Source organism: Janthinobacterium longum (assembly GCF_051380735.1).
Lineage (GTDB): Bacteria > Pseudomonadota > Gammaproteobacteria > Burkholderiales > Burkholderiaceae_D > Janthinobacterium.
Genome location: NZ_JBNYXQ010000015.1, coordinates 1 through 23,103, shown reverse-complemented (window position 1 = coordinate 23,103; position 23,103 = coordinate 1). Strand labels below are relative to the sequence as shown.

Here is a 23,103-nt window from a genome sequence, read left to right as displayed (position 1 = left end):
ACGGCCCAGCCCATCCCGCCATCGCGCGGGTTTGCCAGCCTTGCCCAGCCTTGCACAGGGAGTATCCGCATGCCTGCATTACTGCAACTCGATCGTCTTTCTTATGTGCTGCCCGACGGCACGCCCCTGTTTCACCAACTGCAGTTTTCCTTCACGCCGCACCGCATCGGCCTGGTCGGCGCCAATGGCGTGGGCAAGAGCGTGCTGGCGCGGCTGCTGGCTGCACAAGCCACGCCCGGCAGCGGCGCCGTGCGCTGCGATGGCAGCGTGCACCATGTGCCACAGGAACTGTCGCCCGAACATTTTCCTACCGTGGCGGCGCTGGCCGGCGTCGATATGCTGCTCGCTGCGCTGGCGCGCATCGCCTCAGGCTCCATCGATGAGGAGGACTATGCGCTGGTCGGTGAGCGCTGGGATGCCGGCGCGCGCTTGCAGCAAGCGCTGGACGAGATCGGCCTGGGCCAGTTGCTGCCCGACACGCCCACCGCCAGCCTGAGCGGTGGCGAGCGCCAGCGCATCGCACTGGCCGGCGCCTGGTTGTCGCAGGCCGACTGGTTGATACTCGACGAGCCCAGCAATCATCTCGATGCCACCCGGCGCGCCAGTCTGGTGCGGCAGATTGCGTGCTGGCCGCGCGGCTTGCTGCTGCTCAGCCACGACCGCGGCCTGCTGGCGCAGGTCGATGAAATCGTCGAACTCTCGACGCGGGGCTTGCGCAGCTATGGCGGAAACTACGCTTTTTATGTGCAGCAGCGCGCGCTGGAGCAGGCCGGTTTTGCCAGCGCCCTGCAGGCGGAAAAGGCGGCTGAAAAACGCCAGCAGCATGAGGCGCACAAGCAGGCCGAACGCCAGCAGCGCCATGTGGCGCGCGGCGAGCGCGATGGCCGTCACGCCAATCAAAGCAAGCTGCTGATGGGCGCGCGCAAGGAAAGCAGCCAGGACAGCCAGGGCAAGCTGCGCCTGCGCGCGCAAGCAGCCCAAGCCGAACGCCAGCAGCGCGTGCGCGTAGCGAGCGAGCGCTGTGCACCCGATGCGGAGCGGCTGTTGCTGGCGCCGTCCGGCAGCGTACCGAATGGCAAGCTGATGCTGGAATTGCGCGAACTGGTCTTGCCGCACGGCAGTGCGCAGCCCATCAATCTGCTGCTCGCTGGTCCGTGCCGGCTGGCGGTGACGGGCGACAATGGCAGCGGCAAGTCGACCCTGTTGCGCGTGATCGCCGGCTTGCTGGCCCCGCGCAGCGGCGAGGTGCTGTGCCATGGCCGCCTGGCCTGGCTGGACCAGCATGCGGGCATGCTTGATGGCGCGCTGAGCGCTGTGCAGCGCTTGCAGGCACGCAATCCCGGCATGCCTGAAGGCGAACTGCGCACGCGCCTGGCGCTGCTGGGCATCAGCGGCGCGCGCGCCACCATGGCGAGTAGCCTGCTCAGCGGCGGCGAATGCATGAAGGTGGCGCTGGCGGCCGAGCTGTATGCCGAGGCGCCGCCGCAATTGCTGCTGCTTGATGAACCCGACAATCACCTGGACCTGGCCAGCTTGCAGGCCCTGGAACGCATGCTGGCGCAATACCAGGGCGCCTTGCTGGTGGTCTCGCACGATCACGCCTTCCTGCAACAATTGGGCCTCGATCAGCCGGGTCTGCACCTTGCCGCCAAGGCGGAAAACAGGTGATAGTCGGTATAATCCACTGAATAACCACGCCTATTTGTGAACTTAAACTGGGCATTCCGCCCTATCATGGGGTTTAATCCGGAATTGTTGTCACAGTTATATTTGTGCGCTGCTCTGCTCATCGTTCACTTTGTTTTATTGGAGAAATAGCATGTCCTTTTACGAAAAACTGAAAACCCTCAATATCGAATTGCCGACCGTTGCCGCGCCTGCCGCCGCCTATGTCATGCATGCGCGCACCGGCAATACCGTGTTCCTGTCCGGCCACCTGGCCAAGAAGGACGGCAAAGTGTGGGTAGGCCAGTTGGGCAAGGACACCACCACGGAAGAGGGCAAACAGGCCGCGCGCGGCATCGCCATCGAACTGATCGCCACCTTGCAGGATGCCTGCGGCGGCGACTTGAACAAGGTCAAGCGCATCGTCAAGGTGATGAGCCTGGTCAATTCCACGCCCGACTTCACCGAGCAGCACCTGGTCACCAATGGTGCCTCGGAGCTGCTCGTGGAAGTGTTCGGCGACAGCGGCAAGCATGCACGTTCTGCATTCGGCGTCGCGCAGATTCCGCTGGGCGCCTGCGTCGAGATCGAACTGATTGCAGAGTTGGCAGAGTAAGCAAGCAACTGCGCGCCGGCCACCGGCGCGTCATAAAAATAACGGAGACAAGTAATGAAATCGAATCAGCAAGGCTTGCACCGTGGCCTGGGTGAGCGACAGATACGTCTGATGGCGCTGGGCGCCGCGATCGGCGTGGGGCTGTTCCTGGGCTCGGGCAATGCGATCCGCATGGCCGGCCCCGGCATCATGCTGTCGTATATTATCGGTGGCGCGGTGATCTTCATGATCATGCGCGCGCTCGGTGAAATGGCGGTGCACAATCCCGTCGCCGGCTCCTTCAGCCGCTATGCCCAGGACTACCTGGGGCCTTTGCAGGGCTACCTGACGGGCTGGAATTACTGGTTCTTGTGGCTGGTCACCTGCGTGGCGGAAATCACCGCCGTCGCCATCTACATGGGCATCTGGTTTCCCGACGTGCCGCGCTGGATCTGGGCGCTCGCTGCACTCGGTTCCATGGGCGCGGTCAACCTGCTGGCCGTGAAAGCCTATGGCGAATTCGAATTCTGGTTTGCCCTGATCAAGGTCGTCACCATTATCCTGATGATCATTGGCGGCGCCGGCATGATCATTTTCGGCCTTGGCAACGATGGCGTGGCGATCGGCATTTCCAACCTGTGGACGCATGGCGGCTTCTTCCCCAATGGCGCGCAGGGTGTGCTGATGTCGCTGCAGATGGTGATGTTTGCCTACCTGGGTGTGGAGATGATAGGTCTGACGGCCGGTGAAGCGGCGAACCCGAAAAAATCGATACCCGACGCGATCAATTCCGTGTTCTGGCGCATCCTGATCTTTTATGTCGGCGCGCTGTTCGTGATCCTGTCGATTTACCCGTGGAATGAAATCGGCACCACCGGCAGCCCGTTCGTGATGACCTTCGAGCGCCTGGGCATCAAGACGGCCGCCGGCATCATCAACTTCGTGGTGCTGACGGCCGCGCTGTCGTCCTGTAACGGCGGCATCTTCAGCACCGGGCGCATGCTGTACAACCTGGCACTGCAGGGCCAGGCGCCAAAGGCGTTTGCGCAAACCACGGCCAGCGGCGTGCCGCGCCGCGCCATCATGGTGTCGGTGCTGGCGCTGCTGATCGGCGTGCTGCTGAACTATCTGGTGCCGGAAAAAGTGTTTATCTGGGTCACCTCGATTTCCACCTTTGGCGCGGTCTGGACCTGGGGCATCATCCTGGTCACGCAGATGCGCTTTCGCAAGACCCTGAGCCCGCTGGAGATCAATAACCTGGCGTTCCGCATGCCGTTCGCACCGTACGGTACGTGGATTTCGCTGGCCTTCCTGGCGCTGGTGATCGGCCTGATGGCGTATTTCCCCGATACCCGAATCGCGCTGGTAATCGGCCCGGCCTGGCTGATCCTGCTCACCGTGCTGTACTACGTGCTGGGGCTGGCGCCGAAAGAGCGTGGTGAAGAAGTGCCGCAAGGCTATGAAGCGGGCTGGTCGCCGCTGGACGATAATCTGCCGCGCAAGAAATAATCGAGCGCATCGTGCGATCCTGGCGCGCCCTGCAATTGCAATGGCGCGCTTTTTATTGTCGCCGGCGTTGTTTCCTTGCATCAAAGATCTGTTCGACAGGGCCGGTGTAAGCCCTATAATCGCTTAGTTTTGAAAATGGACTGTATCGTTTCCGGGTTTTGGCCGAGTAAAACCCATGCACCATTTTCATGCGTCGACATGACCCGTCTCCTAAAAGGATTGCTAGTGAGCCAAACCCTGGTCCAGAAACTTTGCCGCACCAAACCGATCGATACCACGAGCGGCACTGGTGAAGGCCTCAGCAGCAGCGGCTTGAGCCGTTCCATCGGTCTGTTTTCCCTGACAATGATTGGCGTCGGCGCCACCATCGGCACGGGCATCTTCTTTACCATGGTCGAAGCCGTGCCCAAGGCCGGCCCATCCGTCATCCTGTCTTTCCTGATCGCCGCCGTCACGGCGGGCCTGACTGCCCTGTGCTATGCGGAGCTGTCATTCCGGATTCCCGCCTCGGGTTCATCGTATTCGTTTGCCTACGCCACCGTCGGCGAATTCCTGGCCTTTATCATGGCCGCCTGCCTGCTGCTCGAATATGGCCTGGCGGGCAGCGCGGTGGCGATCGGCTGGTCGTCCTACCTGAACAATTTCCTGGAAAACGCGTTTGGCTGGCATATCCCGGAAATGCTGCGCTCGCCGATGATCGTCTCCGGGCAGAACGGCATGGAGTTTCATGCCGGCCATATCAACCTGCCGCCCATCTTCCTGATCAGCATGTGCTGCTTCATGCTGCTGCGCGGCGCCAAGGAATCGGCGCTGCTCAATGCGATCATGGTGCTGATCAAGCTGGCCATCCTGGTGTTCTTTATCGTGGTGGCGTTTTCGGGCTTTAACGCCGACAACTTTTTCCCCTTCTTCAATACCGACAACAGCAAGGGCTTTGCCGGCATGACGGGTGTCACGGCCGCCGCCGGCACGGTGTTTTTCTCGTTTATTGGCCTCGATACGGTGGCCACCGCCGGCGACGAAGTGAAAAACCCTACCCGCAACGTGCCGCGCGGCATACTCGGTGCGCTCTTGATTGTCACCGTGTTTTATTTGCTGGTGGCCGTGGCCGCGCTCGGTGCGCAGCAGGCGAAACTGTTCGAAGGCCAGGAAGCGGGCCTGGCGGTGATCCTGCAAAACGTCACCGGCCACGCCTGGCCGGCGCTGGTGCTGTCGGCCGGCGCGGTTATTTCCGTGTTCAGCGTGACCCTGGTCACGATTTATGGCCAGACGCGCATCCTGTTCGCCATCAGCCGCGACGGTTTGATACCGAAATCATTCCAGAAGATCCATCCGCGCACCCTGGTGCCGGTCAGCAATACGCTGATCGTCTGCCTGGTGGTGGCGCTGGTGGCCGGTTCCGTCGACGCCACCTATTTGTGGGACATGGTCAGCATCGGCACCCTGACGGCCTTTATGGTGGTGTCGATCGCCGTGCCGGTGCTGCGCCACAAGCAGGGCGCCAACCGCATCGAAGGCTTCAGCGTGCCGTTTGGCCCGTATGTGATACCGGGCCTGAGCGTGTGTGCCTGCCTGTACATCATGCGCGATTTGCCGCACACCACGTTTGTGGTTTTCAGCGTATGGATGGCCGTCACAATTGCCATCTATTTCCTGTACAGCATACGCCACTCGCACTTGGGCAAGAAGGGTACTTGACCATCGCCCATCACTTCGAAACCGCCGCGCTTGCTGGCGGTTTTTTTCATTTCAAACTGGAACTTACACGATGAAGATCACTGAAATCGCCCACCTCGGCATGTTGGCCACCGCGCTGTTTGCTGCCGGCGTTCACGCCGCACCGCAGTCCTTGCGCGACTACCGCGCCGTGGCCTTGTCCGGCAATGGCCAGCGCATCGTTGCCATCGAGTCCAGCGACACCGGCGGCCAGATACCACGGCCGCATGCGGCCATCGTGGTGCGCGATGCCGGCAGCGGCGCCATGGTGCAGCAGTTCGATCCCTGCGCCGTATGCTCGTACGACAAACCCAGCTGGTCACCCAACGGCAGGCAGCTGGCCTTTGTCGGCTACGACGCCAAGGCCGGCAAGGCCAGCCTGTTCCTGGCCACGCTGGGCCAGGCGAAGCCGGCAGAGCTGCTCAATTTGAAAGGCGTTGCCAGCACGGCGCGCTGGTCGCCCGATGGCAGGCAGGTCGCCTTGCTGGCGACGGTCGGTGCGCGCAAGCTGGCCGGCGCCGTGGAAGCGGGCGCGCGCCAGGTGGGCGAAGTGGGCAGCGAAGATGATGCCCAGCGCATTGCCGTGGTGGCTGCCTCGGGTGGCGAGCTGCGCCTGGTCTCGCCGGCCGACACCTATGTGTACGAATACAACTGGACCCCGGACGGACGCGGCTTTGTCGCCACCAGCGCCAAAGGCAATGGCGACAGCAACTGGTGGGTGGCCAAACTGAGCCATATTGATGCGGCCAGCGGCGCGCTGCGCGAGATCGCCGCGCCGGCCATGCAGCTGAACCTGCCATCGGTTTCGCCGGACGGCAAGACGGTGGCGTTCGTTGGCGGCCTGATGAGCGACTTCGGTTCGATAGGCGGCGACATCTATACGGTACCGCTTTCCGGCGGCACGCCGCAGAACCTGACGCCAGACTATCGCGGCACCTTCAACGGCGTCGTCTGGCGCGGCCAGGGCCTGCTGGCCACGGCCCTGATCGATGCGCAACTGGCGCTGGTGAAACTCGATCCGCAAAGCGGGCCGGCCGCGCCGCAACCGTTGGGCGAGATCAGCAGCGCAGGCTCGGACGGCCGCCTGTCGTTCAGTGCCGATGGCACGCAAGCGGCAGCCGTGCAGGAAGACTTCACGCATGCGGCGCACCTGGTGGCGGGTCCCTTGAACAGCCTGAAAAAAATCACGCAAGACAACGACAGCCTGGCGCCGCAGCTGAGCGTGCGAAACGTCGGCTGGAGCAATGAAGGCTATCAAGTGCAGGGCTGGCTGCTGGGGCCATTGAAGGTCGAGGCAAGCAAGAAGCATCCGATGATTGTTGTCGTGCATGGCGGTCCGGGTGCGGCCGTCTCGCCGCGTTATGTGGGTCCCGGTGAACTGGCCAGCGCGCAGGTGCGCGAGCTGACGGAAAAGGGCTATTTTGTCTTCTTTCCGAATCCGCGCGGCAGCTTTGGCCAGGGCCAGGCATTTACGCGTGCCAATATGCGCGACTTTGGCGGCGGCGACTGGCGCGACATTCTGGCCGGCATCGACGCGGTGGAAAAAATCGTGCCCGTCGATGGCCAGCGACTGGGCCTGATGGGCCACTCGTATGGCGGCTTCATGACGATGTGGGGCGTCACCCACAGCACGCGCTTCAAGGCGGCCGTGGCCGGCGCCGGCGTGTCGAACTGGATCAGCTACTATGGCCAGAACGGCATTAACCAGTGGATGATCCCCTTCTTCGGCGCCTCGGCCTATGACGACCCTGAGGTCTACCGCAAGGCCTCGCCGATCTCGACCATCAAGGCGGCGGTGACCCCGACCCTGATCTATGTCGGCGAGCGCGACGTGGAAACCCCGGCTGCCCAGTCGCTGGAATTCTGGAACGGCCTGCGCGCCATGGGCGTGCCGTCCAGCCTGTTTATCTACGACGGCGAGGGCCATTCGTTCCGCAAGCCAGAACACCAACTTGATTTGCGCCAGCGTACGCTGGCCTGGTTTGAACGTTATTTGAAATAAAACCTGGGGTCAGACCCCCTCGGCCGGCAGCGCAAGCCTCTGCGTTGGCGGCATTGAGGGTCTGACCCCGGCAGTTACACGTCCAGCTTCAGCTGCAAGCCCGTCGCGGTATAGGTCGGCGTGACCTTGAATCCATCGACGGTAATCGTGTCGAACTTGCCCTTCAGGCTGGCCGCGCCGATCACGTTCAGCGTGTCGCCTGCGGCCGGCTTGTAGCCGTTCTGGAACGTCACCTTCAGGCTGCCACCAGCGACCGTCATTGCGCCGGCCACCGTCAAACGGCCACCCTGGCCGCTACCGAGTTTCAGTTCCAGGTTGCCGGTCGCCAGCTGCGTGTATTTTGCTGCCAGCGCCAGGCTGGTGCCCGCATTGCTGACCAGCGTGCCGCCGCTGACATACACATCGCCCTTGCCGAAGGCCGTGGCCGACAGCGCTTCCAGGCGGCCGGCTTCGACTTGCGTGCCGCCGCTCCAGCTGTTGTTGCCGCCCAGTTTCAGCGTGCCCGTGCCTTGCTTGTTCAGCTTGCCCGTGCCGCTGATGTCGTTGCGCCAGCGGTCGACGGCGTTGAAGCCGCCCTTGGTCGCATCCATTGCCACCACCACGTTGCCGGTAAACACGCCATAGCCATCGGCGGCGGCAAACAGGTTCAAGCGGCCCCAGCCTTCAGCATCGTCCATCACCGGGTAGCCCGACGGCATGGCGGTGGTTTTCAGCACCACGCGTCGCTGCGCGTCGCTCAGGTACGGCAAGCGGGTTTCCAGCAATACTTCCGCGCCTTTCGGCACCACGGCCGGCAGGCTGGACGGCCCCGTCTGCACAAAACCGAAGGTCATGCGGCGGATATAGGCGGCCTTGTTGGCGGCGTAGTCGGCAAAACGGTCGTTGGCGGCTGTGCCCGAGTGCGCGTAGTCGTAGAAATTGTCGGCGGTGGTGCCGGTTTTCGTCATCAGGGTCGTGTGCGCCTGCGCGACGGCGGCGGCCTTGGTAGCGGCCGTGGTGGCGTCGAGCAGGTTGGCGGCGGCGATTGCCTGCGCCTGCACGCGGCCACTGATCACGTCGAGTGGCGAATGCATGCCGGCGATAATGCGGTTTTCGCCCAGCTCCAGGCCGCGCGCCACCATTTCCTGGTAGCGCTCGGGCAGTACATACGCCATGCCTACCGCGCCGCGCACGGCTTCGGCCGAGTGGCCGCTGGTAAAGCCGCCATCGGTCGATGGGGTAGGGCTCTTGGCCGGGACCAGCGCCGGGACCAGCACCACATTGCTGCTCCAGCGGAATGGACGCGCATATTTGTAGAAGCGCTTGGCCGGTTCTGTCGAGCCGTTATTGCCCATGGCATTGACCAGCGCCACCACATTGCCGAATTCAGCATTGGTGCTGCCGGCCACGCCGGTATTGGTACCGCTGTCGTTGTACAGCACGGTGGTGGCGTCCGGCGCAATCGCCGTGATGCTGGTGCTCTGGCGCGCTGCGCTGCGCCACGCATCCGTCAGCGGACCCATGCCGTCGGTAATGCTGTAGCCCTTGCCGCGGCGGTCGTCCAGGTAGGCCGCCAGTTCCTGGGCAGGAGTGCGGCTGGTGGTGGCTTTCACCACGTAATCGATATTGGCGTTGTGCACGGCTGCATTGACGATGGTGCCGCCTGGCGTGCCGTCATTCGGTACGCCGGTCCAGCTCGATTGCGCAACGGCCGGGAAGCCTGCTACCGCTGGTGCCGTGACGCCGGCGTCGACGATTTCCGTCAACGGCTTCCAGATATCGAGCATGCCGATCAGCACGCGCACGCCGGCATTGGTGGCAGCGGTAGCGTAGCGGGCGTCGCCGCGCTGGTTGCTGGCGACATTGTCGACAAACGGAATCGCCGTGGCCGATGGCGGCGCCGTATCGGGCGCGCCCTGGTCGGCCGGTGCGGCCGGAATCACCAGCGCCGTGTCTTCATGATGGTCGGAACCGCCGCAGGCAGCGAGGGCGAGGGCGGCGCTGATGGCCAGCGCCAGTGGCAGGCGGCGGGTCATGGGAAATGCATGCATGTGGGAACCTTGACGTAGTGGGAGGCTGGAAAAACCCACGCAGCATAGCGGCCCCTTGTTACGTCTTCATGACATGATTTCTCTGTTCATGATTTTCTTGGTGTAACGATGTGCACGATTGCCGCGCTATGCACCACGATCTTGTCGGCATCAGCCTGCAACAGCCGGATGCGCCGCTGGACCAGCGGCCAGCCCGACCAGCTGACATCGGCCACTGCGGGCGCTGGCAACGCTGGCTGTGGCGCGCTGATGGTCGCCTTGTTATCGAGCTGGTCCAGTGCGCGCGACAGGGTCTTGCACACTTGCGTATGGCTGTGCGTGAGCAGGGCATTCACGGGTGCCACTGGCAGCTGGCTGGCATGGCGCCCCAGGATCGAGCGCAGCGCCGCCACGTGCGCCACCAGCAGATAGTTCTGCACGATAAACAGATTGATGTCCTCCACCGCGCGCTGCTTGCTGGCCGGTTCGTCGAGCATGCGCACCAGCGCCGAGCTGAGCGCGGCCAGGCTGTCCATCAGGCGCTTGCGCTCGATGCGGTAGGCAAAGTCATCGTTGCACTTGCCCTGCAGCAGCTCGAAGCTGGCCTGCATGTACGACAGGTTGACATCGAGCACCTGGCGTATCAGCCGTGGCAGGCTCTGGTATTCCCAGTTGGCCAGCACGAAACTGAACACGGTGGCCACCGCCGCACCGATCAGGGTGTCGATCAGGCGTTCGCTGACCAGGTTGGGGTTGCTGGGCGCCACCAGATGCATCTGCAACAGGATCATCAGGCTCACTGCAATCGCCGTATAGCGGTAGCGCAGATAAATGAAGGTGGGCGTGGCCACGATGGACAGGAACAGAATCGCCATCAGGGCGATATTGCTGTGGATATAGCGGATCACGATGGCGGTCACCACGCAGCCGATAATGGTGCCGATAATGCGGTCGGCGCGGCGCTGGCGCGTCATGCTGAAGGTGGGCCGCAGGATAATCACGATGGTCAGCACGATCCAGTAGCTGTGCGCCGCATAGGGCAGCCAGTGGCCTATCATCAGCCCCACCGAAATGGCCATCGACACGCGCAGCGCAAAGCGGAAGATCGGCGAATCCAGGCGCAGGTTGGACAGCAGGGTGGCCAGCTCATACTTTTGCTGCGACAGAAACGGCGCCATGTCGGCGCCATTCCAGAACGGCACGTCGGCATAGACTTTCTGGCTGGCCAGGTGCAGCTCGGCTATCATCTTCAGGATGGCGCGGATCTTGTTGCGCTGTGCGCGCAGGGTGGCCAGCGCTTCCTGTGCACCATCGCCTTTCGCTTGCAGGCGGGCGATTTCCGCTTCGATGTCAGCCCATTCCTTGTCGTAATTGATCTGCGCATACGAGGCGCGCTTGCGCGTGACGGCGTACGCAACGGATTCGATATCGCGCGCTGCCTTGTAGGCCAGGTCGTGCAGCGAAGTGAGCACTTCCGAATCTGCCAAGTGCTGGCGCAGCAGGGCGTAGTCGGTATGGGTCGACAGGATCAGCTCGTACAGGTCCAGCATGCACACATGTACCTGCACCACGATGGCGTCCTTGCTGTTCTGGTGGCTGCGCAGGATCAGATCGCGCGAGGCTTGCTGGCGGTCGGCCAGGATGCTTTGATGGCGCACCAGCTTGTTGAACTGTTCCGTCAGGTTGAAGCGCGCATCATAAAAATCGGCCTTGATGTCGATATAGGCGGCCAGTTCGAACAGTGCCTCGGCCAGCACCTGCTGCTTGATGCGGTGACGCAGCACCCAGGCCACCGCCATCGCATAGGCCAGGTAGGCCAGGCCGCCGAGCATGAACAGGCCCGCATGGTGGAACGATTGCTGCCATGTCATCTGGTGTTCCATCGACATGGTCATGATAAACAGGGCGGCCAGTTGCAAGGGCATGGATTTTTTGCCGTACACCACCATCATGCTGGCGAGAAAGCTGACCAGGACCAGTACTGTCATCAACAGCCAGTGCACGGGGCCGCACAGGCTGATCAGCAAGGTCACGGCACTGCACAGCAGCACCGAGGCCAGCATCTCGTTGAATTTGTGGCGCAGCGGGCTGGGCATGTCCATCAAGGTGGTGCACAGTGCACCTATGCACACCGTCATGGCGGTGGTGCTGTCGCTCAGTTCCAGGGTCAGGAAGGTCAGGCCGACCAGGCCAACGGCCACGCGCAAGCCCAGGTAAAAATAATGGCTGTAAATAAAGGTGCGCAGGTTCAGTGCGTAGTGCATGGTTGTACCTTGTGGGTAGAGCACAGAAAGAGGCGCTGCACCGGGGTTTCCGATACAGCGCCAGGATAAAACGACTTTTTGCAGCCCGGGCTTACATCAGGGCCAGCACCGGATAACGGCGCCATTCCGGTTCGGCAAAGCGCTGGCAGTGCTGAAAGATAAAGTCGAGTACGGCTTCCTGGCTGCCGAGCAGCTCCGGGTTGGCCGTTTTCCATTCGGCAAACCTGGCAGCGAGCAGCGGTTCATCGCGCAGCAATTCCAGCGCCATGTCTTCGAATACATAATCGGAAAACGCTTCCTTCTTTTCCAGCACGCTGTTGAAGAAGCCCCAGCGGAAAAAGCTGTCGTGCGCCTGCGGCTCCAGCGTTTCCACGGCGTAGCGGGCCTGGTCCTGGTCCAGGGACACTACATAGTCGCCCGGCGGCAGGGTGAACTGCGCCGTGCGCGCTTCCACGTCCACCGTCTCATGGAACATATGGCCCTCGTAGGCAGTAGCCCGTGTGCCGACCTTCACGATATGGTAGTAGCGCGCCGTTACCGTCTGTTCGCTGGTGATGCGGCTCATTTCAATACCGTTCCAGCGCAGGCGCTCGATTACTTCGCGCCAGGCCTGCGGCACCACATAGGCTTTCGGCGCCGGCACCACCACCTCGGCGTCGAAGCGGTTGTAATAGGGAATATCGCGTTCCCACGGCTGCGCGCGGTCGTAGGACAGGCGCTGGTAGTCGCCGATCACGCTGGGCGTATAGTTGGCGGCATAGCCCTTGAAGCGGAAAGTCGAGGGGTGCTCCTGATTCATGCGCCAGGAAACGGGCCATGCGGCCTGCGTGCGGCCGGCCGCTTTCGCGGCCGCACGCAACTGCCTGATCTGCTCGCCGTGCTCGACCGTAAATGCCAGGGTGATGTCGAGCAGGGCGTGCATCGATGCGTAGCGGTCGGCAAACGGTTTGAGCATATGTGTTTCGGGCATAAAACCGATCACATGGTGCAGGGCCGCAAAGCCGGTTGAAAAGCGCGGTACTTCCAGAAACTCGGCAATACCGTGGTCGGGGCTGTCCTTGACGGGATTCACATACGGGCAGGTCGGCCAGCCGGCCGCTTCCATGCGCGCAAAGATTTGCGGCAGCATGGTGTTTTGCAGGAAGGGGCCAAGGCCATTGCCCAGCTTGTCTGTCTGCGTGTGGATCAGGGTCATGGTGTACGGGTAGTCGGCGCCGTTCGACGTATGCGTATCGACCATCACGTCCGGGTCCCAGCTGGCCAGCAGCCGGTTGAACACTTGCGCGTTCAGGCTGTCGCACTTGATGAAGTCGCGGTTCAGGTCCAGGTGGCGGCTGTTGCCGCGAAAGCCGAACTGCTCCGGGCCATCCTGGTTGACGCGCGAGGTGTTGGCGCGGTTCAGGCTGCCGTCAACGTTGTAGATCGGAATGAACAGCAAGACGGTTGAGCCCAGCGCCGCCAGGCGCTCCGGCTGCGTGCACAGGTCGCGCACCATGGCCATGCAGGCGTCGATGCCTTCCGGTTCGCCCGGATGGATGCCATTATTGTTGAAAAATACGGTGCGGCCGGCCTGCTTGATCTGCGCGCGGTCGAACACGCCGTCGGCGCTGACCACGCCAGCATGGATGGGCACGCCCGAATCGGACAGGCCGATCTGTTCGAACTGCAGCAGTTGCGGATAGCGTGCGGCGAGATCTTTGTAGAAAGTGATGCATTCCAGCCAGGTCGTGGTCTGGTTGTGGTTACCGAGTTCGTAGGTCGTGCGCAAGTCTTGTGGCATGGCGGTCTGAGGCTGGGAAGGTGGGAAGCATGCTCGATAAGCGCGCTCGCAAGGGGCAATTGTAGCACCGGCGTAGCGGGTTTGATGCAGTGCAGAAGGCGCCATCAAAGGCCGTGTTATCAATCAGCCTCACCCCCGGGAGGTGCCATGCACATGCTTGCGATCATTCTGTTGTGCTGCTGCACCAGCGGCGCTGCCGCTGCCCATGACGGTTCCATCACGCTGGCCGGCGATGGTGCCTTGATACGCTATCGCGGCATGCTGCTTGCGCTCGATGGCGCTTCTGACGGGCAAGCTGTCGACCTGCGCCTGAGGTCGGGCAGCTTGCCGCTGTGGCAGTCCTTTTCCCGGCGCAAGGGCAAGGTGCGTGTGCGCATTACGGCCTTGCCGGGTCCGGACGAGGCACCCGCGCTGTTGCTGGACTTTGGCGACAATGGCTACCGTATCGTGATACCGGCCGCCAGCATGGCGCGCGAAGATTATCCGCTATTGGCGCAGCGTTATCCGGGCGCCGACCTGGCCTTGCTGCTTGAAAATGGCCAGCGCGTGATCGTGCGTGGCGAGCAGGTGCAAGCTTCGCCGTATCGTTTTTCCAACATCAAACGCTAGACGAAAAAAAGCCACTTCCGAAGAAGTGGCCCAGGCTATAACCGCCCGTTGCCGGGCTTGTTGTTCTTATTCAGCGCCCATTTCTTTCAGCAGGTTGTCGGCGTGATCGACATGCTTCATATTCCACAGCATGTAGCGCAGGTCGACCTGGATCGAACGGGTATTGGCCTTGTTGTAGTCCCAGTCGGAGATGATGGAGTCCAAAGTCCCGTCGAAGGCCAGGCCGATGAATTCGCCTTTCGAGTTCAGCGCTGCCGAACCGGAGTTGCCGCCGGTGATGTCCAGCGTGGCCAGGTAATCGACCGGCACGGTTTTCAGTTTCGGATCGACATATTTACCGAAGTCCTTGGCCTTGATCGCTGCCAGCTGGTTTGCAGGGGCATTGAACTCGCCTTCGCCGGTAGCTTTGGCAACCACGCCATTGACGGTGGTAAACGCGGTCCAGGTGGTGCCGTCGGCGCCATGGTCACGGCTGGCAACCTTGCCGAACGTCACGCGCAGGGTGCTGTTGGCGTCAGGATAGACTGCCTGGCCCTTGCTCTTCATGTAGGCGATTTTTGCTTTCATGTAGTTGGCGTACGATTGCTGGATCTTGCCCGACAGTTCTTCCTCTTCCGCTTCGTTTTTCAGCGAATCAGGGTACATGGCGACGGCTGCCTGGATAAAGGTATCCTTGCTGGCCTGGAATTCGGCTGGCGTGCGTTTCAGCCATGCCGCGCGTTCTGCCTTGTCGGCCAGCTTGCTGCCGGCATACAGTTTGTCCAGCGCAGCTGCCAGGTCGGCTTGCGACATGCCGTCCTTGATGCCGATGGCGGCGTCAAAGCTGGCGCGGCGCTGGGCGGCTGGCTGGGCGGCGTACTTGGTCAGGCTGTTCAGTACCAGCGCCTTGTCGACTTTTTCATCGTAGGTGCGCTCGACCGAGGTGATGCCCGCTTCCAGGCGCGGCAGGTCGCGCGTCTGGTAGCCCGATTTGCGCTCGGTGTCGGCTTTGGTGCTTTCATTGGCCAGGCGGTACAGGCTGCGCGCCGTGTTCAGCAGGCGTGGCTGCGCGTAGCCCAGGAAGAAGTCGCGCTTGGTGTCGGCATCGCGCTCGGCGATCAGTTTTTCCACCTGCTCGATATCACCGGCAAATTCAGCCTTGCGGGCGGCGTTGGCGTTGACCCAGGTTTTCAGCGCTTCATGCTCGGCCGTCTTGCGTGCCAGGAAGTCGCTGCCCGCGTAGGAGTCCAGCATGCCCTGGCGGTTCTTGTAGTAGTTATTGACGCCGGCAACCTGGCCTGCGTATTTCAGCGCCACGTCCTTGTTATCCTTGGTTTCGCGCGCGATGATGGCCAGCGTTTCGCCGGATGCTTTCACGAAAGCAGGGTAGTTCCAGTCAAACGTGAACGCCACTTCCGACGGCAGGCGGTGGCGGTTGGTGCGGCCAGGGTAGCCCAGCGCCATCACGAAGTCGCCTTCCTTCAGGCCGTCCTTGGCCAGTTTCAGCACATGTTTCGGCTGGTACGGCACGTTGTCCTTGCTGTAGTCGGCAGCCTTGCCGTCGCGGCTGACATAGGCGCGGTAGAAACCGTAGTCGCCCGTGTGGCGCGGCCACATCCAGTTGTCGGTGTCGCCGCCGAACTTGCCCACGCCCGCCGGTGGTGCATGGACCAGGCGCACGTCGCGGATTTCCAGTTGCTTGATCAGGTAAAACTCCAGGCCGCCATAGTAGGCCGACACGGTGCAGCGGAAGCCCGCTTCTTTTTCGCATTCTGCGACCAGTTTCTTCTGGTTTTTCTCGATCGCATCGATGCGGGCCTTGCCTTGCAGCTTGGCGACGTCGGCGCTAATGATCTTGTCGCTGACATTGGTCACGGCCGAGGTGACGAAGATGCGGCTGCCCGGCGCTGCCGGCAGTTCTTCGGCAAACGTCTTGGCCAGGAAACCGTTGGCCAGCAGATCGCGCTCCTTGGTGGAATTGACGGCCACGCTGTTGTAGACGCAGTGGTGGTTGGTGGCAACCAGGCCTTGCGGCGAGACGAACGACGCCGAGCATCCGCCCAGGCTGACGATCGCGCCCATCGGGAATTCGGTCAGCTTGGTCAGGGTGGCCGGGTCCAGTTTCAGGCCGGCCGCTTTCAATTCCTTGGCTACTTGTGGCAGCTGTTGTGGCATCCACATGCCTTCGTCGGCATGTGCAAAATTGCTCAGGATAGCGAGCGCAATCAGGGATTTTTTCATTCGAGTTATGGTCTTTTACATGAAGGAAAGTCGGATATTAGCGTCTGTATCCGCTGATTTTTTCAGCGGACGACCTAGAGTATCCGTATCACAGTGTGACTAGTCAATGACATTTTCCGTATCACAAGGACACCTGTGGCGCATGTGCCAGAGCGCGCATGAAAATGGCCGGGCGCTTGCGCGGCCCGGCCATGGTGAAAATTATTGCTGTTCGGCTATCGTTTTGACAGCCGCAGGATAGTGACGCCGGTTTAACGCATCTTGCCGCGACGCAGCAAGTTGACGATGCCCAGCAGGATCACGGCGCCCAGGAACGACACCAGCAGGGATGCGAGGCTGAAATTGTCGCTATTGATAGTGCCCGTGCCGAACAGCGGTGCCAGCAGCCAGCCGCCGAGGAAGGCGCCGACGATACCCACCACGATGTTCAGGAAGATGCCTTGTTGCGCATTGGTTTTCATGACCATGCTGGCCAGCCAGCCTATGACACCGCCAATAACTATCCAGATAATGAAGTTCATGTGATTCTCCGCCCGATGGTAAATGTTTGTGGTTTGCACCAGCAATGCTGATGGCTGGACCCATTTTGCCCCGGGTGTGGCACGCGGTCAGTGCGGCAGTGCACATGCATGACAACTTGCTACGCCTTATCCATAAAAAACCCGCCTGGCTGCGGGCAGCGAGGCGGGCTGTTTCTGAGGCGAACGATCAGTCTGCTTTAATCGCTTCGACCTGGATCGCCAGTTTGACTTCCGGCGAGAAGGCTGGCAAGCCGAAGTTCAGGCCAAAGTCGCTGCGCTTGAATTCGGCCGTGGCATCGGCGCCGCACACTTCACGCTTGTAGCGCGGGTGCATGATGCACTTGAATTTGTTCACTTTCAGCGTTACCGGCTTGGTCACGCCCAGCAGCGTCAGTTCGCCGTCGACCTCGGTCAGTTGATCACCGGTGAACTTGAGCTTGTTGCTCTTGTAGGTGATCTGCGGGAATTTTTCCACGTTGAACATGTCCGCCTTTTTGGCGTGCGTATTCATTGCGTCCAGGCCGAAGTCGATCGAATCGGCTTCGATCACCAGGTCCAGCGTGCCGGTCTTGGCGGCACGGTCCAGGGTGACCGTACCCTTGGTCTTGTTGAACTTGCCGCGCCAGACTGACATGCCCATGTGATCGGCTTCAAAGCTGGGGAAGGTGTGGGTCGGATCGAGGTTGTACGTATCGGCAGCGGCCATGGCCGAACCGGCGCTGGCAACAGCCAGCATGGCGATCATCAAGTGCGAAAGTTTCATCAAGGTCCTAGGGGTTGGGGTTAATCTGAGTGAGTAACGCCTGAAAAACGTTCAGGACAAGGCGTTTTGCCGAAGGCAGTGCGTATAGCACAAGGTGAAAAACCGGGCAAGAGCAACGCAGTCATGGAAGTTTTCTCAGGTGTTACTGTGCGGCTACATGAAACTTGATGGTAACCTCGTCGGCGACCATGCTGGTGTCTTTCCACTCGCCTTCACCGATATTGTAGGTCAGGCGCTTGATCGGCAGGGCGCCGTCGAATGTGTATTTGCCGCCTTCGGATTTCACGCTCAAGGGGAAGGTCACGTCGGTGGCCTTGCCCTTGATGTTGAGCTTGCCGGTGACGGTCAGCTTGCCGGCGCCGGCGGCCTTGATGCCGCTGGAGACAAACGTCGCTTTCGGGAACTGGGCCGCGTTGAACCATTCTTTCTTCGCCACTTCCTTGTTGTATTCAGGATCGCCGATGTCGATGCTGGCGGTGTCGATGTCGACTGTGGCCTTGGAGGCGTCCGGCGTGGCCGGGTTGTAATCGATGACGATATTGAATTTCTTGAACTTGGCTTCGACCGGCACGTTCATCTGCTTGAACACGGCCGACACGCTGGACTTGGCAGGGTCGGTTTTCAGCAGGGTGGCGGCGGTGGCGGCGACGGACAGGCCGAGCAGGGAAGCGAGCACAATGCGTTGGGTGGTTTTCATTTTATTTTTCCTGGTAGTTCAGTGGAGGGCGTTGCGTGATTACGGCAGCATGCGTTTGAGCACGCCGTCCTTGTCGATGAACTGGTGCTTGAGCGCCGCCAGTACGTGGGCGGCAACGGCCGCAGCCATTGTCATGTTCAGAACATAGTGAATGTCTTTTAAAAGCGGCTTAAGTTCAGGATTGGGCGCCATGATGACCGGCAGCTGGAACAGGCCCAGGTAGACCACCGGCACGCCGGCCGCCAGGGTATAAAAATAGCCGGAAACCGGCACGGCGAAAATCAGGATATACAGCAGCACGTGCATGGCGTCGGCGGCCTTTTTTTGCCAGGCGACCATGCTGGCCGGATGCGGTGGCGGCACGTTGGCACGGCGCCACAGCAGGCGGATGGCGGCGATCGCCAGCACCGTCACGCCCAGCCATTTGTGCCAGGAAAAATACTTGAGTTTGGTGGGGGTCAGGCCGGGGATATCGGTCATGACCAGGCCCATGATAAAGGCGCTGATGATGAGCAGGGCGGTCAGCCAGTGAAACAGCATGGCGGTATACGTATAGCGGTGCATCGATGGCTTTCTTGAAAGTAGTACGTGTTAGGACTAATCCGGCCTAATATACCAAAGAAAAACAAAGTGCGCTGTAGGTCGGTAGATTTTACAAGGTAGCCAGCCGGAAAAACTGCGGGGCGTGCAGCAAATTGTATGCTGGACGCCCCGCGAAAGATACTGCACCTTGTGGCAGGTGCCTTTAAGGATGGATCAGATGGCCTTGGCCAGTTGTGCCGCGATACCGATGTAGTTCGCTGGCGTCATGGCGAGCAGCACGTCTTTGGCGTCCTGCGGAATCGCCAGGCCGTTGACGAAGGTTTGTAGCGCTTCTTTCGAAATGCCCTTGCCGCGCGTCAGTTCCTTCAGTTGCTCGTACGGGTTTTCGATGCCATAGCGGCGCATCACGGTCTGTACCGGTTCGGCCAGCACTTCCCAGGTAGCATCCAGGTCTTGCGCCAGGCGCGCATGGTTTACTTCCAGCTTGTTCAGGCCGCGCAGGCAGCTGTCGTAGGCCAGCAGGGTGTAGCCCAGGCCGACGCCGATATTGCGCAGCACGGTCGAGTCGGTCAGGTCGCGCTGCATGCGCGAGACGGGCAGTTTTTCCGACAGGTGTTTCAGCACGGCGTTGGCCAGGCCCAGGTTGCCTTCCGAGTTTTCGAAGTCGATCGGGTTGACTTTGTGCGGCATGGTCGAGGACCCGATTTCGCCGGCCTTCAGCTTTTGCTTGAAGTAGCCCAGCGACACATACGTCCAGATATCGCGGTTCAGGTCCAGCAAAATGGTGTTGACGCGCGCAAAGGCGTCGAACAGTTCGGCCATATAGTCATGCGGCTCGATCTGGATGGTGTACGGGTTGAACACCAGGCCCAGGCGTTGCTCGATCACGGCTTGCGAGAACGCCGGCCAGTCGAACGACGGGTAGGCGGACAAATGGGCGTTGTAGTTGCCGACAGCGCCATTCATCTTGCCCAGGATTTCGACTTGGGCTATGCGTTTCACGGCGCGCTGCAGGCGAGCCACCACGTTGGCGAACTCCTTGCCCAAGGTGGTCGGGCTGGCAGTCTGGCCGTGCGTGCGCGACAGCATGGGCACATCGGCATTGTCGTGCGCAATCTGCATCAGCTTGGCCACCAGGCCGTTCAATGCCGGCAGCATTACGCCATCGCGCGCGGCTTTGAGCATCATGCCGTGCGAGGTGTTGTTGATGTCTTCCGAAGTGCAGGCAAAGTGGATGAATTCCGAGGCGGCCACCAGTTCCGGCACGTCGGCCACTTGCTCCTTGAGCCAGTATTCGACGGCTTTGACGTCATGGTTGGTGACCGCTTCGATGGCCTTGATGCGGGCCGCGTCGGCTTCCGAGAAGTCGGCCGCCATCTTGTCGAGCAGGGCATTGGCTTCTGCCGAGAACGGCTTGATTTCGGCAAAGCCTGCTTGCGACAGGGCCTGCAACCAGGAAATCTCCACTTTCACGCGGTGGTGCATGAAGCCGGCTTCGGACAGGATCGGGCGCAGCAGATCGGTCTTGCTGGCGTAGCGGCCATCGAGCGGAGACAGGGCCGACAGCGTGGAATACGGAGTAGTAGAGGTCATGAGAGCGGACGCAAGTTAATCAAACGGTGGGCGCGGGGCGCGCAGCAGAGCGTAGGCAAGCTCATGCAGAGGGGACGCCACGGGAAAGCAGCGATTTTACCACTGCTGGCCGCGCTTTTGCCGCCGGCAGCCGGTGGGTGCCCTGAATGCGGCATGGCCACCACACTGGTCAACAGGCATGCTGCGTGCTGCCAAATACTGCGCTGCACCGATGCTATACTGACAGCTACTCGTCTACTTTAAAGTATCCATGAAACTGATCGGTTCCCTCGCCAGCCCGTATGTCCGCAAAGTCCGCATCGTGCTGGCCGAGAAAAAGCTCGACTATGCTTTCGAGCTGGAAAACGTGTGGGTGCCCGAAACGCGCATCGCCGAAGCCAATCCGCTTGGCAAAGTGCCTTGCCTGGTAATGGAAGACGGCAGCACGCTGGTCGATTCGCGCGTGATCGTCGAATACCTCGACACGCTCACGCCTGTGTGCAAGCTGCTGCCGGCTGGCGGCAATGGCCGCGAACGGGCCGATATCAAGAATTGGGAAGCATTGGCCGACGGCATCCTCGACGCGGGCGTGCTGATGCGTCTGGAGCGCGCCCAGCGTCCGCCGGAACAGCAAAGTGAAGCGTGGATCGCACGCCAGCACGACAAGGTCACGCGTGGACTGGCGGCTCTCGACGCGCGCCTGGGCGAAAGCGTGTATTGCGCCGGCAAGAACTATACACTGGCCGACGTGGCGGTCGGCTGCGCGCTGGGCTGGCTCAGCTTCCGCTTTCCCGAGATCGACTGGCGCGGCGAGCACCCGGCGCTGGCGCGCCTGTTCGACAAATTGTCCGAACGGCAGTCTTTCAAGGACACCGTGCCCCAGGCTTGACGGCATGGGCGTAAAAAAACCGGCAAGCTTGCCGGTTTTTTGTTGAGCGCTGAAGATTACTCTTCCACTGCCATCTGGCTCTGCAGGTAGTTTTGCAGGCCGATCTTGGCGATCAGGTCGATCTGCGTTTCCAGCCAGTCGATATGCTCTTCGGTGTCTTCCAGGATCATCAGGAACAGGTCGCGCGACACGTAATCGCCGGCCTTTTCGCTGATGGCGATGCCTTCCTTGACGGTGGCGTGCGCGGCGCGTTCCAGTTTCAGATCGCATTCCAGCATTTCCGGCGTGTTCTCGCCGATCAGCAGCTTGTGCAGCGCTTGCAGGTTGGGCAGGCCGTCGAGCATCAGGATGCGGTCGATCAGCTTGTCGGCGTGTTTCATTTCACCGATCGACTCTTCGTATTCTTTCTTGCCCAGCTTTTCCAGGCCCCAGTGCTTGTACATGCGTGCATGCAGGAAGTACTGGTTGATGGCCGACAGTTCGTTGGTGAGCTGTGCGTTGAGCATGCGGATGACTTCTTTATCGCCCTTCATGGGATTTCCTTTGTTCTGTGCTGCGGTCAATGATGAAACCGGATGCTGGGGTGGTCACTGCCGGGTGGCGCTGGGCTGCCTGGTGACGCATTATCTTGCTGGCTTGCCGGTCTCGCTATGCCCGCATGATAGCGCAAAATGTTGGCAATTTTTGATGTAGAACAGGGTTTTTCCGTATTTTTAACGTAAATATCGCGCGAATAAAACCCATTCTCAAATGGATTGCCACACTCGGCCAATTTTTATTCGTCAAGGCAAATGAAGGCCATACGCATTCGCATTTCGGCGACCGGATTGCGATTGTGCGGTTCTTGCTTTGAAGCCTGTTTTGGCGCGATGCCCGGTGCGATAATCGCGGAATGATTTTTATTTACAAAGGAGTGCAAGATGATGCTGCATATACCTGGCGTGCTGACGCCGGAACAGGTGACGTATTTCCGCCAGCGCCTGGCGCAGACCGACTGGATCGACGGCCGCGCCAGCGTCGGCGAACAGGGCGCCCAGGTCAAGCGCAACCGCCAGCTGGCCGAAGGCTCGCCGCTGGCGATCGAATTGGGCGAGATCGTCAGCCGCGCGCTGATGGCCAATCCGCTGTTCTTTGCCGCCGCGCTGCCGCTGCGCATCCTGCCGCCCTTCTTCAACAGCTATGCCGGCGGCGAGCACTATGGCCTGCATATCGACGGTGCCATCCGCACCCCCAAGGGCGGCATGCAGTCGATGCGCGCCGATGTGTCCTCGACCGTGTTCCTGAGCGAACCGGAAGAGTACGAGGGCGGCGAACTGGTGGTGGTCGATTCCTATGGCACGCATGAAGTCAAGCTGCCGGCCGGCGATGTGATCGTCTATCCGTCCACCAGCGTACATCGTGTGATGCCGGTCACCAATGGCGAGCGCATTTGCTCATTCCTGTGGACCCAGAGCATGGTGCGTGATGACTGGAAACGCAGCATGTTGTTTGAGCTGGACCAGAATATTCAGCAGGTGCGCAGTGCGCATGGTGATTCGGAGGCGACTGTGGGTTTGACCGGGCATTATCATAATCTGTTGAGAATGTGGGCCGAGATTTGATGCTTGCTATGTGGCAAATCAGGACACCGCCGGGGTCAGCAACTGTCTTGATCATTTAATTTAGTTGCTGACCCATTGCGTGTTGTTTCGGACCATGGAGTTGAGGATCACAAGCAACTTACGCATGCAGGCCACCAACGCCACCTTC

The 23,103-nt window shown here is 60.9% G+C and carries 18 protein-coding genes; 8 read left to right on the top strand and 10 right to left on the bottom strand.

The features are described 5' to 3' along the window. The first annotated feature begins 69 nt into the window (after positions 1-69). From ACQ4WM_RS23830 to ACQ4WM_RS23810, 5 genes are all read left to right on the top strand, one after another. The gene (locus ACQ4WM_RS23830) at positions 70-1,668 is read left to right on the top strand and encodes an ABC-F family ATP-binding cassette domain-containing protein (RefSeq protein ID WP_436549134.1); all 1,599 of its coding nucleotides are present in this window, start codon (positions 70-72) and stop codon (positions 1,666-1,668) included. Between the two features lie 151 nt (positions 1,669-1,819). After that, a complete protein-coding gene (locus tag ACQ4WM_RS23825) occupies positions 1,820-2,281 on the top strand; it encodes a RidA family protein (RefSeq protein ID WP_436549133.1) in 462 nt (153 codons plus the stop codon). 54 nt (positions 2,282-2,335) lie between these two features. Next, a complete protein-coding gene (locus ACQ4WM_RS23820; RefSeq protein ID WP_436549132.1) occupies positions 2,336-3,769 on the top strand; it encodes an amino acid permease in 1,434 nt (477 codons plus the stop codon). 225 nt (positions 3,770-3,994) lie between these two features. Beyond that, complete coding sequence (locus ACQ4WM_RS23815) at positions 3,995-5,467, top strand: amino acid permease (RefSeq protein ID WP_436549131.1); 1,473 nt, start codon at positions 3,995-3,997, stop codon at positions 5,465-5,467. A 70-nt stretch (positions 5,468-5,537) separates the two neighbouring features. Continuing rightward, entirely contained in the window at positions 5,538-7,487 is a 1,950-nt protein-coding gene (locus tag ACQ4WM_RS23810) for a S9 family peptidase (protein WP_436549130.1), read from the top strand. A gap of 74 nt (positions 7,488-7,561) precedes the next feature. Here the strand turns inward: ACQ4WM_RS23810 and ACQ4WM_RS23805 are convergent, their stop codons facing one another. The 3 genes from ACQ4WM_RS23805 to ACQ4WM_RS23795 form a co-directional block, all read right to left on the bottom strand. After that, positions 7,562-9,517, bottom strand: coding sequence for a phosphatase PAP2 family protein (locus tag ACQ4WM_RS23805; protein ID WP_436549129.1), 1,956 nt, complete (start codon positions 9,515-9,517; stop codon positions 7,562-7,564). A gap of 86 nt (positions 9,518-9,603) precedes the next feature. Then, positions 9,604-11,760: an FUSC family protein gene (locus tag ACQ4WM_RS23800; RefSeq protein ID WP_436549128.1), complete on the bottom strand. Its 2,157-nt coding sequence runs from the start codon at positions 11,758-11,760 to the stop codon at positions 9,604-9,606. Positions 11,761-11,851: 91 nt separating this feature from the next. Continuing rightward, positions 11,852-13,540 carry a M14 family zinc carboxypeptidase gene (locus tag ACQ4WM_RS23795; protein WP_436549127.1) on the bottom strand — a complete coding sequence of 563 codons (1,689 nt, stop codon included), beginning with the start codon at positions 13,538-13,540 and terminating at the stop codon, positions 11,852-11,854. A 147-nt stretch (positions 13,541-13,687) separates the two neighbouring features. Between ACQ4WM_RS23795 and ACQ4WM_RS23790 the strand changes: the two genes are divergently transcribed. Further along, complete coding sequence (locus ACQ4WM_RS23790; RefSeq protein ID WP_436549126.1) at positions 13,688-14,149, top strand: hypothetical protein; 462 nt, start codon at positions 13,688-13,690, stop codon at positions 14,147-14,149. Between the two features lie 66 nt (positions 14,150-14,215). Here ACQ4WM_RS23790 and ACQ4WM_RS23785 read toward each other — a convergent pair whose 3' ends face one another. The 6 genes from ACQ4WM_RS23785 to purB form a co-directional block, all read right to left on the bottom strand. Beyond that, positions 14,216-16,369 (bottom strand): S46 family peptidase, encoded by a 2,154-nt coding sequence (locus ACQ4WM_RS23785; RefSeq protein WP_436549125.1) that lies wholly within the window; start codon positions 16,367-16,369, stop codon positions 14,216-14,218. 251 nt (positions 16,370-16,620) lie between these two features. Continuing rightward, on the bottom strand, positions 16,621-16,890 hold the full coding sequence (locus tag ACQ4WM_RS23780; RefSeq protein WP_312437788.1) for a GlsB/YeaQ/YmgE family stress response membrane protein: 270 nt from the start codon (positions 16,888-16,890) through the stop codon (positions 16,621-16,623). Positions 16,891-17,077: 187 nt separating this feature from the next. Next, positions 17,078-17,653: a YceI family protein gene (locus tag ACQ4WM_RS23775; protein ID WP_436549124.1), complete on the bottom strand. Its 576-nt coding sequence runs from the start codon at positions 17,651-17,653 to the stop codon at positions 17,078-17,080. A gap of 142 nt (positions 17,654-17,795) precedes the next feature. Beyond that, the gene (locus ACQ4WM_RS23770) at positions 17,796-18,350 is read right to left on the bottom strand and encodes a YceI family protein (protein ID WP_436549123.1); all 555 of its coding nucleotides are present in this window, start codon (positions 18,348-18,350) and stop codon (positions 17,796-17,798) included. A gap of 39 nt (positions 18,351-18,389) precedes the next feature. After that, positions 18,390-18,914 (bottom strand): cytochrome b, encoded by a 525-nt coding sequence (locus ACQ4WM_RS23765; protein ID WP_436549122.1) that lies wholly within the window; start codon positions 18,912-18,914, stop codon positions 18,390-18,392. A 192-nt stretch (positions 18,915-19,106) separates the two neighbouring features. Next, complete coding sequence (purB, locus tag ACQ4WM_RS23760; protein WP_436549121.1) at positions 19,107-20,486, bottom strand: adenylosuccinate lyase; 1,380 nt, start codon at positions 20,484-20,486, stop codon at positions 19,107-19,109. 250 nt (positions 20,487-20,736) lie between these two features. On the opposite strand from purB, the gene ACQ4WM_RS23755 reads away from it, so the two are divergent. Next, a complete protein-coding gene (locus ACQ4WM_RS23755; protein ID WP_436549120.1) occupies positions 20,737-21,354 on the top strand; it encodes a glutathione S-transferase N-terminal domain-containing protein in 618 nt (205 codons plus the stop codon). Positions 21,355-21,410: 56 nt separating this feature from the next. Here the strand turns inward: ACQ4WM_RS23755 and bfr are convergent, their stop codons facing one another. Continuing rightward, on the bottom strand, positions 21,411-21,887 hold the full coding sequence (bfr, locus tag ACQ4WM_RS23750; RefSeq protein WP_065307050.1) for a bacterioferritin: 477 nt from the start codon (positions 21,885-21,887) through the stop codon (positions 21,411-21,413). A gap of 387 nt (positions 21,888-22,274) precedes the next feature. Between bfr and ACQ4WM_RS23745 the strand changes: the two genes are divergently transcribed. Then, the gene (locus ACQ4WM_RS23745) at positions 22,275-22,955 is read left to right on the top strand and encodes a Fe2+-dependent dioxygenase (RefSeq protein WP_436549119.1); all 681 of its coding nucleotides are present in this window, start codon (positions 22,275-22,277) and stop codon (positions 22,953-22,955) included. The last annotated feature ends 148 nt before the right edge of the window (positions 22,956-23,103 follow it).

What these genes read in the sequence shown, in the direction of transcription:
- bfr (WP_065307050.1), bottom strand. Translation starts at nt 21,887, where the DNA reads ATGAAGGGCGATAAAGAAGTCATCCGCATGCTCAACGCACAGCTCACC.
- ACQ4WM_RS23790 (WP_436549126.1), top strand. Translation starts at nt 13,688, where the DNA reads ATGCACATGCTTGCGATCATTCTGTTGTGCTGCTGCACCAGCGGCGCT.
- ACQ4WM_RS23830 (WP_436549134.1), top strand. Translation starts at nt 70, where the DNA reads ATGCCTGCATTACTGCAACTCGATCGTCTTTCTTATGTGCTGCCCGAC.
- ACQ4WM_RS23795 (WP_436549127.1), bottom strand. Translation starts at nt 13,540, where the DNA reads ATGCCACAAGACTTGCGCACGACCTACGAACTCGGTAACCACAACCAG.
- ACQ4WM_RS23775 (WP_436549124.1), bottom strand. Translation starts at nt 17,653, where the DNA reads ATGAAACTTTCGCACTTGATGATCGCCATGCTGGCTGTTGCCAGCGCC.
- ACQ4WM_RS23810 (WP_436549130.1), top strand. Translation starts at nt 5,538, where the DNA reads ATGAAGATCACTGAAATCGCCCACCTCGGCATGTTGGCCACCGCGCTG.
- ACQ4WM_RS23820 (WP_436549132.1), top strand. Translation starts at nt 2,336, where the DNA reads ATGAAATCGAATCAGCAAGGCTTGCACCGTGGCCTGGGTGAGCGACAG.
- ACQ4WM_RS23745 (WP_436549119.1), top strand. Translation starts at nt 22,275, where the DNA reads ATGATGCTGCATATACCTGGCGTGCTGACGCCGGAACAGGTGACGTAT.
- ACQ4WM_RS23780 (WP_312437788.1), bottom strand. Translation starts at nt 16,890, where the DNA reads ATGAACTTCATTATCTGGATAGTTATTGGCGGTGTCATAGGCTGGCTG.
- ACQ4WM_RS23765 (WP_436549122.1), bottom strand. Translation starts at nt 18,914, where the DNA reads ATGCACCGCTATACGTATACCGCCATGCTGTTTCACTGGCTGACCGCC.
- ACQ4WM_RS23770 (WP_436549123.1), bottom strand. Translation starts at nt 18,350, where the DNA reads ATGAAAACCACCCAACGCATTGTGCTCGCTTCCCTGCTCGGCCTGTCC.
- ACQ4WM_RS23755 (WP_436549120.1), top strand. Translation starts at nt 20,737, where the DNA reads ATGAAACTGATCGGTTCCCTCGCCAGCCCGTATGTCCGCAAAGTCCGC.
- ACQ4WM_RS23805 (WP_436549129.1), bottom strand. Translation starts at nt 9,517, where the DNA reads ATGCATGCATTTCCCATGACCCGCCGCCTGCCACTGGCGCTGGCCATC.
- ACQ4WM_RS23825 (WP_436549133.1), top strand. Translation starts at nt 1,820, where the DNA reads ATGTCCTTTTACGAAAAACTGAAAACCCTCAATATCGAATTGCCGACC.
- purB (WP_436549121.1), bottom strand. Translation starts at nt 20,486, where the DNA reads ATGACCTCTACTACTCCGTATTCCACGCTGTCGGCCCTGTCTCCGCTC.
- ACQ4WM_RS23785 (WP_436549125.1), bottom strand. Translation starts at nt 16,369, where the DNA reads ATGAAAAAATCCCTGATTGCGCTCGCTATCCTGAGCAATTTTGCACAT.
- ACQ4WM_RS23800 (WP_436549128.1), bottom strand. Translation starts at nt 11,760, where the DNA reads ATGCACTACGCACTGAACCTGCGCACCTTTATTTACAGCCATTATTTT.